Here is a 12,850-nt window from a genome sequence, read left to right as displayed (position 1 = left end):
GAATTCCGGTAACGTGAATATGCTGCCGTCATAGAACGGGAGCACATGAGCGCTACCGTCATGTGCTCCCTTATTCATCTGCTTTTTAATTCATAAACCGGACGAATTGCAAGAACCGTTTGATCATCACGACAGCTTCCGCCCGGGTTGCATTCGCTGCCGGATTTATTGTCGCCATGGACTTCCCTTTTATGATTTGAGCGGTTAGCAATTCGGCGATCGAAGCTTTAGCCCATGAGCTAACGGAAGTTTGATCCTTATAGCTGCCAAGAGCATTATCATTCACTTGAACCGGTTTGTTCACGTAATCCAGAGCGCTGGCTATCATAACCGCCATTTGTTCGCGGGTGATTCGTTCGTTTGGTTTAAACGAACCATCCGTATAGCCGTTAATGATGCCCGCATCAACCGCCGTTGCGATCGCATCCGCGAACCAGTCTCCTTTGGCTACGTCGCTAAAGGAAGCGGCCGTATCCGCGGAGCTAAGACCAAGGGAGCGAACAAGCAAGGCCGTGAACTCCGCGCGGGTAATCGCTTTCTCCGGCGAGAAGCGGTCAGGCGCAGTACCGTTAATGATTCGTTTCGAGGCTAGCAATTCGATTTCCGATCTAGCCCAGTGGCCTTGAAGGTCGGCGAACGTTCTGCTGCCCGAATCCGAAACGACCGCATAAATGCTGTTCCCGTTTCGTTTGATCACAACTTCTTTATTGCCTTCGTTATCTTGAAGGACCGACGGAACGAAACGGAATGTCGAGGTTTCCGGGTTGAACAGAAGTGCCGTCGTGTGCGCTGGATCAATGGTCCCCGGCACAATAACCGTTCTCTCCACATAGGTGCTGCCGAAGCCGGTTATTTCGATCGACTGTCCGTTTGCTTGAGCATAGATTTTGTAATCCCATGCAGGAGCCAGCAAGGTTAACCCTTCTTTTCTTGCTTGTTCGGCCAACGCATCCGCCGTGCTTCCTGCAACTTTGTCAATGACAACGCTCAGGGTCATATTCTCAGCGCTCGCGCCAAGCTTTTGCGCAACAGCAGCCAAGCCTAATGCTTTGACGGGGAGCTTATAGCTTCCAAAATCCGTCTGGATAAGGATAACCGCATCCGACAGGTCATTCCCTGCATTCACTAATGCAGATGAAGGAATATTCACCTTTACGCTTCCGCCGTTGTTATTCAATTCGATAATGACGGAATTCGATTTCACGGCAGCCGCATGTTCGCGAAGAGCTTGGAAGGCATCCTGAAGCTTCTTCGCATCAACGGCAGCCGTCGTTTCGCTTACGCCGCTCTCATTCGTTGAACGGATAACGGTTACGGCATCTTGCCCCAGCTTGATTCCTTTATCCGTTACTTCCGGCCCTGGCTGCGTAGATGAGCCGCCAGAGGACGGGTTCGAGCTTGAATCACCGGACGCAACCGTCACCTGGAATCGCTTCTCCAGATTGCCGTCAGCAGATTTAGCGGTAATGACGGTGCTGCCGATTCCAACAGCTTTGACCAAGCCATCAGCGGATACGTAGGCGACTTCATTATTGGCTGAAGACCATACGACTCTTTTATTGCCCGCTTCCGCCGGCACGACCGTAACGCTAATCTGAGCGCTGGAGGCAGGAGTCAATTGAAGCCGGCTTGGCGTATTCGCCGTTAAGCCCGTCACTCTGACCGGAGCCTCGACCGTGCTATTCGATACGTCTACGCTGCCTAGCTCCAGCCATCCGTCGCTATTTTGCTCCGCGTTAGCGAAGCGGAACTTCTTGGCGTCTGCGTTGATCGCTTCCAACGGATTCACGTAACGCATCAGAATTTGATAGCTTCCGTTGCTTAGAGCCGGATTGCTGGTCGATTCGAACAGCTTATTGTTATCGAATCCATTCGTATTAGGAAGCAGGTCTTTCAAATCCCAACCCGGTTCCCATATTTTTACGATGCCATTGTCCGATTTGGCCGCAAGCTCTACCTTCCAGTCATAGTAGAACGGCGCTACTCCTCTGTTTTCAAGCTCTACTCCCACTTTCAGATTTCCGTCGGATGCGTCTAGATAAGTGGCGGGTACATAATATTCATAGCCCAATCTGCGCGAGCCTTCGGCAGCTCTTGCCAGCGGCTCGGATTCCAGCGGAGTTTGGAAAACGCCCTGCGTAATTAACCAGGAGGCATGGGTTAGGTTTAGACTGGTGTAGTAATCCTCGCCCTGCGCTCCCTCGATTGGCGCCGATGGTTCATTGTAAACCGGCGGATCGTTGTTCCACATCTTCAGCTGGATTTCCGGTCTCATCTCTCCGCCCATGCTGTTCGATTTCCAGAAGTCCGTCACTCCGGCGTCGTTGACTCTCCCCCAGAAATGCCAGCCCTGTCCTCCCAGACTTGGCGGCAGCGTCTGGAAAGCAAAGGAATCGTCGTGATAGCCGACATCGAAGTTTTTGGTCTTCAGCGTGCTGTTGTCCATCGGATACCGCAATACGAGCTGCGTCTCGTTAAACGCATTGTCCATATCGGTAAGAACCCGCTTCAGGTTGGCGTCCGTCGGCATTAGATTCGGTGATTTGATATTCCCGTCGTAAGGATACGTATGCCACTCCCCCCAGAAGCCGATCAAGCCAATGGTCAGGAAACCGATACGGGGATCGCCGTCATAACGGGCTCCCAGCGCTTCAATGAAATTGTCCAGGGCTCCCATTAAATGCTCATCATTGTAATTAGGCGCTAGACTGGCAGCGTCTTTACCGTTGTTGTATTCCGAGTAAGCATAAGTCTCCAGCCCTTCATCCAGAAGGAATTGCGGGATGCCGGACGGCTTGTTCGGATAGTCCAGATAGACTCGGAATACGGCCTGATTGCCTCTGGATGCGACGGCTTCAAGCCGTTTGTCCAGCTCCGTCCAATTAAAATCATTCAGGTTATTCATTAGCTTATTAAGCGGCAAGTAGAAGAACTCCATGCTGTAAGGCAGCTGTGTCCCCCGGTCTCTCCAATCATCGCCTTCGGTAAAATAAGACTCCTCCGATGCGTCGTAGAAAGGAAGGAGGCCCTTAAGCGGATTATCTACGGGCGCATTTTGATACGTCAGCTCTTCCGTTCCGGCTTTTGTTGCCCAAGCAGGCGGCGCCGGGTGGTCAACGGGATCCGTCGTTGGTCCTCCTCCCGATCCGCCGGTTCTGCCAGCTAACGCATAGAGGGCAATCCGGTCGATGCTGAGAACATTGTCGGCTTGATTTTTCGGGCCAAAGCCGAATTGAATTTGCAGAACCTTGCTTGCGTCAAACTCAGCGTCGCAGGCATCGCAGCCTTGCCATGCGGATTGCGCGAATGAGCTCCAAGGAATTCTGACCATTCCTTTGTAACCGGCGGCAATGGATAGGGCTCCCCCGCCAAGAGTGACTGCCTCCCAGCCATCAGCCGATTGATAGAATTGTACGGTTCCCCCTTCTTTCAAGGAAAACTCGCCTTTTGGCGCATCCGTAACAAGCGAGAGATTCAAATCCATATTTTTATTCGTTGGCGACTGGTTATGGACCCAGAAGGTGAGTCCGTCAAAGGCGGACCAATCCGAATCCGTTCCGCTAAAGGCCACGCGTTTGATATTTACCCAATCGGATGCCGATTTGCCCGGAGGCGGAGACACGGAAAATTTCATCGCTTGATTGCCATTCGACACATTCGCCCGGTCAATCGCGCGAATCGTTGAAGGTTCTCCGGATTCCCAGTCGATCCGCCAAGTGTTCTGCAAAGCGGCATCGTCCGCGTACGATTCGAAATCGTCCAATATCTTATCCGCCCGATAGAGTGTAATGTCATCAATCGTAATAACGTTATGAGGATATCCCGAAGGCGGGTATCCGAACTGAAGACCGGTTACCTCGCTTGGATCAAGCACCGCCGAGCATTCCGGCTGAACGCCGCCGCACTGCCATGCGGATTGAACGAATTGATCCCAAGCGAGCTTTACAATACCGTTGAAGCCTGCGGGAATACGAAGCGAACCGCCATTAAATGCCGCAGGCTGCATGCTCCCGTCTGCCGCAATCGTTAAGGCATGGCCGCCTTCCTTCAATCCGAACTCGCCTTTGGCCGCAGGCGTCTGAAGCGCGACATTCAAGCTGAAATCCTTATTATCGCTAGTTGTATTGTCCACCCAGAAGCTTACCCCGTCATACTTCGACCAATCCCTCTTGTCCGAAGGAATGGAATAAAGAATATTCGACCATTCGGAATCCGCGATAGCGGTCGACAGCCGGAGGCCCTTGCTTCCGCTCGACTGACCTAACGATCTTATAACGGAGCCCGGTTTGTCGGACCACGCTTCCGTCCATGCTTGCCCAAGCGCAGCGTCATTGGCATAAGACTCGAAATCCTCGATAAGTCCCGGTTTGTCGGTACCGGATCCAGGATCCGTACCCGGGTCCGTATCTGAATCTACCTTATCCGTAAAATAGATTTCATCGAGATAGATAGTTCCCGTAGTGCCCCAAGCAGCTTGCGAGACCGCAATGCTCCAAATCGTTTGCGACAGATCTACTCCTTGATCAGGCAAATCGATAACGAAGTCTTTATAGCTTGTCGTAACCGTATCGCCGCTCAATTGACCCAGTGTCTTCGTTACGCCGCCAATGCTGATATTGACCTGATTCTCTTCGCCTCCGGCGGCTCCTTTCGCCCGAATGACCAGCTTCCTCGTATCTGCGAGATTTCGGCCGATATTGGTTTCCATCCGCGACATATTCTGATATTGCAGCACTAATGCGCCGTCTTCCACAATACCGGCGCCGTTCCCATTGGCAAAACCGCTTGATCCGGTCCATTGGTTCAGATCATTTTGCGTGTTTCCGGACCAGGCCGGCGTTCCGTCGTAATCATCGACGAGCAGGCGTTTTGGAGGTGCCGGCGGCGATGTTGGAGGCTCCGAACAAGGCGAGGCGCAATCCCCTATCCGGACTGGCCCCAAATTCAACCAGCCCTCCTTGTCTTGATCGGTATTTGCGAATCCTACTTTTTTCGCCTTACTGCTAATCGCCTCTAACGGATTTACAACCCTCATAACTAAATAGTAATAACCGTCATTTAGCCCCGGAGCGGCAATTGTCGTATCGAAATAATAAGGCTCGCCGAACGGAACATATTTCGGATCGCCGGCTACATTCCATTCCGGATACGTTCTGATCTCCGAAGGCATAACCTTCGTCAAATCCCAGGCTGTATCCCACTCTTTCACGAGTTTTCCCGATGCATTCTTGACTCCCAGCTCTACCTTCCAAGGATAAGCGAAAGGAGCAACGCCATTGTTCTGAATGGTGACGCCAACCTTAAGCGGGTCGCCTTGAGCAGCATCATTATAGTAAGCGCTCTTTACATTCAGATCGTAGCCCATCTTTCTCACGCCGGCGGCAACGGCAGCATCATTAGCGTTATAGCTGCTGATACCGCCTTGGTTAATCATCCACGTCGCATGAGTCAGCTCGATATCGTCCATGGCATGATCAACGTTAGTCCCGCCGCTGAACAGCTGGCTCTGAATTTCCGGGCGTACTTCCCCGCCAACCGATTCCGTTATCCATTTATTTTCCGCACCGGCTTCCAGCATCTTGGTCAGGAACGAATAATAGGCTCCGCCCATACTCTCGGGCTGCGTTACGCTTTGCAGCGGATCGCCCTCCTTATAACCGAAGGAGTCGTCATGGTAGCCTATATGGTGCTCCGATGCGCCAGGCAAACCGGGATACCGGACCTCAAGCTTCGTGTAATCGAAGGCTGCATCGTAGGCGGTAAAAAGCTCTTCGATGGTAGCGGCGTTAGGCATATAGTTCGGCAGTCCGTCCGCCGTATCCTCATCGTAAGGGTAAGTATGCCACTCCCCCCATAAACCAACGAGGCCCATATGAATAAAGCCGATACGCGGATCCCCATCATACTTTGCGCCGAAAGCTTTAATGAAGTTCGTCAAATACGTGACCATTAAAGGGTCGTCGTAATCCGGCTCGTCTTGGTCAAAGGTATCGTTATGGCGCATGGCAACGCCGCTGTCATGAATAAACGCCGGTATGGCATCTTCTTTGCCCGGATATTCAAGATAGACTCTGAGCGCCGCCTGATTCCCTCTTGCCGCAATGGCATTCAGAGCCGGCTCAATGCCCGTATCGAACGTAAAGGAATCCGGGCCGTTCATCACCGCCTTCAGCGGTACGTAATACCATTCCAAGCTGTGGGGAAAGGAGGTCTCCGTTTCCCACGGATAGAACGGCGCAAACCCTTTTAACGGATTGTCCAGCGGGCTTGGGGCGTAGGTCAAGTCATGCCTCGTCAGTGCGCTATCCACCGCAGGGCTTGGATACGGATTCGTTGGTACGCGCGTCGGTCCCGGATCTGCGCTTGCTCTGCTGGCGGCATTGCCAAAAAGCGCGCTCAATAACAAGCTGACAATGAGCATCGCTTTAAGGGATGTCTTTCCGATATCGTGCATGGATAACCGTTTCATCGAAATCCTCCTCTATCTTATTTGAAAGCGCTGTCAATAATGAGCTTTAAAATCCTTCCTACTATCACCAGGCTGAAACAGGTTATATCCGGACTCCTGGAAGTCCGGATATCCCTTATCCTTTTGTGGCACTGAAGGCGATCCCTTCAATAAACTGTTTCTGGAAGATAAAGAAGAGGATAATCATGGGAACAACCGCCATAAAGGCGCCTGCCATTAACACCGGGTAATCCGTCCCGAACATGGACACTAACGTCGCTATGCCCGAAGACAGGGTCATCTTCTCAGGAGAGCTGTTGATAATAAGCGGCCACTGCAGTTCATTCCAAGCCCACTGCAGTTGAATAATAACGATGGCTACCAAAGCCGACCTGACTAAAGGAAGCATAATATGCCAATAAATTTGGAACGGATTGCAGCCATCCAGAACGGATGCCTCCTCCAGTTCCTTGGATATGCTCATGAAAAATTGCCTGAGAAGAAAAGTAGCAAACGGACTGATCAAGGATGCAATCCATAGAGCGGTAACGGTGTTGACGAGCCCGAGTTCGCTCATCATCATATACTGCGGCGTATAGAACACCGGATTCGGCACCATCATGACCGAGAGAATCAAGATAAACAGAATCGAGCTTCCCGGGAACCGGATCCGGGCAAAGGCATAAGCCGCCATCGAGCTGAAGATAACGGGAAACACGGTTTTCATTACGGCCGATATAACCGTGTTCAGATAATAATGCGGAAACTCCGACTGCTTGATTGCCTCGATATATCCTCTTAAGCTGGGGGCATCCGGAAAATACCGGATCGGAATCTGCGTGGCTTCCGTCGTTGTCTTCAGCGAAGTGAGCACCATCCATACAAACGGAACAAGCATAGCGATGGCGCTGATAATAAGAATGATGTGAACAACGAGGTGAGCTTTCCTCGCCGATGAGCTGATCATAGTTGCGTCTCCCCCTTTCTCAGTCGTAGACGACCCATTTTTTCTGGAATGCGAATTGAATGCCTGTCAGCGCAAGGTTAATCACCAGCAAGATATTGATAATTGCGGCGCCGTAATTGCGGTCATTATAAATGAAGCTGTTCTGGTAATAGGCATACACAAGAGAACGAACCGACGGAAGCGCGACATTCGTTTTTCCGATAATCAGATAGATCGAGTCGAAGATTTGCGTAGCTCCAATGAGTAGAATGATACTGGTGAAAAATAAAGTTGGCGTCAGCATCGGGATGGTAATATACCGAAATTTGTTGAATCGCTTGGCGCCGTCAATATCCGCCGCTTCGTACAGCGATTTCGGTATCCCCTGCAACCCTGCGAGAACAAGCAGCATGTTCATGCCGATTGCCCCCCATACGCCTACGATAACCAGCACCAGCATGGCATAATGGCCATTGGACAGCCATGCGATACGCGTCCCCAATAAATGGTTGATGAGGCCGAAGTCTTTAGCGAACAGAACAACCCACACCATCGCTGCCGCGGCAGGCATGGTCACTTGAGGCAGGAAAAAGATGACGCGATAAAGGGAAACCCCTTTGATCTTCGTATTCAGCAGTACGGCAAACAAGGTTGAGAGCACAAGCGTAAGGGGTACAAACATCGCTACGTAAACTAAGGTGTTGCGCAGATTTTGCCAAAACTCTTTATCACGGAATAACTTCGCATAGTTATCGAATCCCACCCAATGATTAACGGTCCCGAAATTTTCCGAATGCTGGAAGCCTAACAGGATCGATTGGATAACCGGCCAACCCCAGAAAACCAATGTGCCTATGAGAGTCGGCGCGATCATGAAATAAGCCCACACATACCTGCTTCTGGAATTCAATTTCACCACTCCCTATTCATCGGAGACGTTCCTGCCAGCAGGAACGTCCCCCGAATTCCGTTCAATTTGCCGATAGTTCCTTCATTACTTCGTGTCCGCGATTGCTTGATTCATCATCTCGGCAACCTTCTTGGCGCCTTCTTCCACGGAGATGGCTCCGCCCCATGCCTGCGACATAATCTCAGGCTCTTTCGCGAACCATACCGGATACGACATCGAACCGCTTGGATACGGAGTTGCATCGGCTACTTGCTCCGTGAATACTTTCAGATTCAGATACGGCCTCGAAGTCAGCCATGCATCCTGCGTGCCGTTGTACGCCGGAATAGCCGCGCCCATCTCCGCCGTAATTTCCGCCGCTTTTTGCGATCCCAGGAACTTGAGGAACTGCCAAGCCTCTTCTTTGTTTTTGCCGCTTGCGGACATCACGTTGCCGAGGCCGTTAATGATGTTCGCTCTTTTCGCCTTGCCCATAGGCAATTTCGCCCAATCCCATTTCCCTTTAATAATGTCGCTGCTGTCAATATCGCTGATTCGCCAGGATCCGTCGAAGATCATCGCTAATTTGCCGGATTTGAACATCTCGGTTGCTTCCATATCCGTCATTTGCTGATGCGTTGGAGAAGCGCCGTCAACCGTCATTTGATAGCGGGCTTGCAAGGCTTCGATGGAAGCCGGATCATCGTACCCCGATTTGCTCATATCATCGGAAATGATTTTGCCGCCGTTAGCCAGCATATCGTTCCAATAGCCGGTTTGCGTATCCATTTTAGCTCCGAATCCATAAATGCCCTTGTCAGGCTGACTTAGCTGCTTGGCAACCTCGGCAAGCTTGGCGTAAGTCCAAGTATCGTCCGGATAAGGGATGCCCGCTTGGTCGAACAGCTCTTTGTTGTAAGCCAGGCCGATCGTATCGAAATCTTTAGGAATGCCATAGTTCTCGCCGTTCAGCGTATAAATAGAAGCAAGATTAGCCGCGTAGTTATTGAGATCGATCTCTCCGGCTTCTACTTTGCTGGTAATTGGCTCGAGGAATTTACCGGAGGCATAAGTTGCGAATTGACCGCCGTGCATCCAGAACACATCCGGCAATGTTCCGGCAGGAGCGGCAGCGGACATTTTTGTCCAATAATCGCCCCATGGAATAACTTCTACCTTAACCTTGATGTTTGGGTTTTGCGCCGTAAACTCTTTCGCAATCGCTTCCATTGCCGGCTGCTGAATTTTATCCCAGATGGCATAGGTAAGCGTTACGTTCTTTTTAGGAGCGTCCGTTTCTTCTCCGGCATTGCCATTCTTGCTGTCGTCCGGCTTGTTAGCTGGCGCGTTGTTCGAGCTGTTGCTGCATGCAGCGGTAATTAAGGAAAGAACCATCAAGACTAGCACTAACATGAATGAAAATTTGTTTCTTTTCACCATTTGATATCCCCCTAATGAATGATTTAGGCAAAAATTTTGCTTAAACTTTTATCGATTGCATCACTCTTGCCTCTTACACGTTTAGTTTAAACGATCTCTATAAACGCTTTAAATGCCTCATTTTTAAGATTACATGCCTTATTGTTAAGATGAAAAAAGGTTTGCATTCATATATAGATTCCTCCATAATATCAGTAAATAATTGCGCAAATTATTTCATCAACAGATTAGGAGTGTCTACTATGACAATCACCGCATTGCAACGAGAGCCCGGCGAATTCTGGTGGGGAGGCGTTATCAATGAAGGTCATCTTATGCCATTTGGCGAGCGGCCGCATTCGCGCGACTTGCGTTTGACCGACGATAATCAAGCCTCCCCCTTATTGCTGTCTAATCACGGCAGATACATTTGGTGCGAAGAGCCGTTTGCCTTCTCCTTTAATGAGAGTACCGTGACGATCGATCACCGGCAGAAGATCACGGTTGAAGAAGGTCACCTCAACCTTCAAGGCGCTTACCGGCATGCCTGCGTTAACCATTTCCCGCCTTCCGGCGTTACGCCGGACGAAATCGCCTTTACGGCGCCGCAATACTGCACTTGGGTGGAGATGTTCTATGAGCCGACGCAAGAGAAGCTTATTCATTACGCGAAATCCATTATTGAGAACGGCTTTCCTCCAGGCGTACTGATCATCGACGATAATTGGATGCAGGATTACGGGACCTGGGATTTCGATAAGCATCGTTTCCCCGATCCCGCCAGAATGATCCAGGCTCTTCATGAATTAGGGTTTAAAGTCATGCTGTGGGTATGCCCGTATGTGAGCCCTGACAGCATCACCTTCCGGCAATTACGAGGTCAGGATCTCCTGATGAAGCATGCCGACGGGACGCCTGTTTTAAGAAGATGGTGGAATGGGTACAGCGGGGTTGTTGATTATACCCGCGCGGAAGGCTCAGCATGGTTCAAGCGGCAGCTGGACAGGCTGATCGAGGATTACGGGGTTGACGGCTTCAAGCTTGACGCCGGAGAACCAATTCTGCCCGGCCTGCTGAATGACGTTTCCCGGGACGTCGAATGGTCGCGCCCTATTCTCCCCATGGAAGATTGCGAAGCTTACGCGCGCCTGGGGATCGGATACGGGCTTAGCGAATTGCGGATGTGTTGGAAGCTTGGAGGCCAAGCGCTTATTCAGAGGCAGCGCGACAAGACGCATACGTGGGATGCGACGGGTCTTGGAGGGCTCATCCCCAATGCCATCGCTCAAGGCCTCATGGGCTATGCCTATAATTGTCCCGATATGATAGGCGGAGGAATGGATGGCGACATCAACTCCCCTGATTTCCGATTCGATTCCGAGCTGTTTATCCGTTTTGTGCAATGCTCGGCTCTATTCCCCGCCATGCAGTTCTCCATGGCTCCTTGGCGGGTTCTCAGCGGCGAGGAATTATCCTGGTGCATGGATGCGGTACGGCTCCGGACAAAGCTGGGTCCCCTGCTCTTCGAGCTTGCGAAACAGGCTGCCGCGGATGGACTGCCTATTCTGCGAAGCTTGGAATTTGTTTTTCCTAATCAAGGTTATCATTCAATCCAGGATCAATTCATGGTTGGCGACTCCATTCTGGCAGCACCGGTCTTAGTGAAGGGACAACGAAACCGCATCATCCAATTTCCGGAAGGCCGATGGCTCGGCGATGACGAAAGTATTGTAGAAGGCCCTATCCAGCTAGAGGTTCATGCGCCGCTATCCCGGCTGCCATGGTATCGAAAAATTTAAATCGTTGCTTCGAGGAGGGTGATCTTTAGATGAAAAAAATCAAACTAGCCGTTATAGGAGCAGGAGCACGCGGTTTCCGGTCCTATATGCCGTATGTTCAAAAATTTCCGAGCGAGGTTGAGGTCGTCGCGGTTGCGGAACCGAACCAAGAGAGGAGAACGAGATTTGCTGAAGCGTTAAACTTAACCTCGGACCAGCTCTATTCCACTTGGGAAGAGCTGCTGGGCCAGCCCAAGCTTTGCGATGCCCTTCTTATCTGCACGCAGGACCAGATGCATTACGAGCCTACGGTTGCCGCTCTTCGCAAGGGGTATCACGTGCTTCTGGAGAAGCCGATGTCGAACAGTCCCAGCGAGTGCGTAGCCATGGAGGCCGTCGCCCGCGAAGAGGGACGCTTGCTCTCGATCTGCCATGTTTCGAGATACACCCCTTTCTGGCAAAAGATGAAGCAGCTTATTCAGGACGGATTTATTGGAAACGTCATGTCCATTCAGCATAACGAAAACGTCGGTTACCTCCATTACGCTCATAGCTTTGTGCGGGGCAACTGGCGCAACGATACGCTATCAAGTCCGATGATCTTGGCCAAATCCTGCCACGACATGGATCTGATCCGCTGGCTTGTGGATGCGGATTGCGAGCGGATCAGCTCGTTTGGCTCGTTAGGCCACTTCCGGATAGAGAATGCGCCCGAAGGGTCGACCAACCGCTGCACGGATGGCTGCGCAGTAGAATCGACCTGCCCTTATTCCGCACTGCGATTCTACATGCAGGATACGAAATCGAATCATTTTGCGGCGCTTATCGCGGATCCTCCTACGGAAACGAATCGAATGAAGGCGATCCTGGAGGGTCCTTACGGCAAATGCGTTTACAGAACGGATAACAATGTAGTGGATCATCAGACGGTAAACATGGAGTTCGAGAACGGCGTTACCGTGATGTTCAGCATGAGCGGGTTTACGCGGGATATTAACCGCATCGTTCAAATTATGGGGACCCAAGGGGAAATGCGCGGCGATTTATTAAACGGCCGTATCGAGCTGTTCGATTTCTCTACCGGCACGTTGTCGGTCATTCAGATCCCCGTCAGCGACAGCGGCCATCAAGGAGGCGACGACGGAATCATGCGGCAATTCGTGTCCGATCTCCGGCATGAAAGGTACATCGATACCTTGACCTCTGCGCAAGCCTCTCTGGAGAGTCACCTGATGGCCTTTGCTGCCGAGAATTCAAGGCTGAATGGCGGCGCCCTTGTCGACATGAAGCTCTTCCGTCAATCTTTTGCATCAACCGCGACAACGCCACGCGATACAGCGGTATAAAAAAACGAAAAGGCTGGCCCGCGC

The 12,850-nt window shown here is 51.3% G+C and carries 6 protein-coding genes; 2 read left to right on the top strand and 4 right to left on the bottom strand.

What is annotated here, in order from left to right:
• Positions 1 to 85: 85 nt before the first annotated feature.
• From FHT67_RS20995 to FHT67_RS20980, 4 genes are all read right to left on the bottom strand, one after another.
• On the bottom strand, positions 86 to 6,469 hold the full coding sequence (locus FHT67_RS20995) for an S-layer homology domain-containing protein (protein ID WP_167201195.1): 6,384 nt from the start codon (positions 6,467 to 6,469) through the stop codon (positions 86 to 88).
• Between the two features lie 115 nt (positions 6,470 to 6,584).
• A complete protein-coding gene (locus FHT67_RS20990; protein ID WP_132310702.1) occupies positions 6,585 to 7,415 on the bottom strand; it encodes a carbohydrate ABC transporter permease in 831 nt (276 codons plus the stop codon).
• 19 nt (positions 7,416 to 7,434) lie between these two features.
• On the bottom strand, positions 7,435 to 8,310 hold the full coding sequence (locus FHT67_RS20985) for a carbohydrate ABC transporter permease (protein ID WP_243711756.1): 876 nt from the start codon (positions 8,308 to 8,310) through the stop codon (positions 7,435 to 7,437).
• Positions 8,311 to 8,388: 78 nt separating this feature from the next.
• Complete coding sequence (locus FHT67_RS20980) at positions 8,389 to 9,696, bottom strand: ABC transporter substrate-binding protein (RefSeq protein WP_208403404.1); 1,308 nt, start codon at positions 9,694 to 9,696, stop codon at positions 8,389 to 8,391.
• 269 nt (positions 9,697 to 9,965) lie between these two features.
• Here FHT67_RS20980 and FHT67_RS20975 point away from each other — a divergent pair, with 269 nt between their 5' ends.
• Positions 9,966 to 11,501, top strand: coding sequence for a glycoside hydrolase family 31 protein (locus FHT67_RS20975; RefSeq protein ID WP_132310708.1), 1,536 nt, complete (start codon positions 9,966 to 9,968; stop codon positions 11,499 to 11,501).
• Positions 11,502 to 11,530: 29 nt separating this feature from the next.
• On the top strand, positions 11,531 to 12,826 hold the full coding sequence (locus tag FHT67_RS20970) for a Gfo/Idh/MocA family protein (RefSeq protein WP_167201191.1): 1,296 nt from the start codon (positions 11,531 to 11,533) through the stop codon (positions 12,824 to 12,826).
• The last annotated feature ends 24 nt before the right edge of the window (positions 12,827 to 12,850 follow it).

Origin of the sequence: Paenibacillus sp. BK720, assembly GCF_011761545.1 — a bacterium.
GTDB lineage: Bacteria > Bacillota > Bacilli > Paenibacillales > Paenibacillaceae > Pristimantibacillus.
Note: the sequence above shows the minus strand (reverse complement) of the source record. Positions and strands in the feature narration are given on the sequence as shown.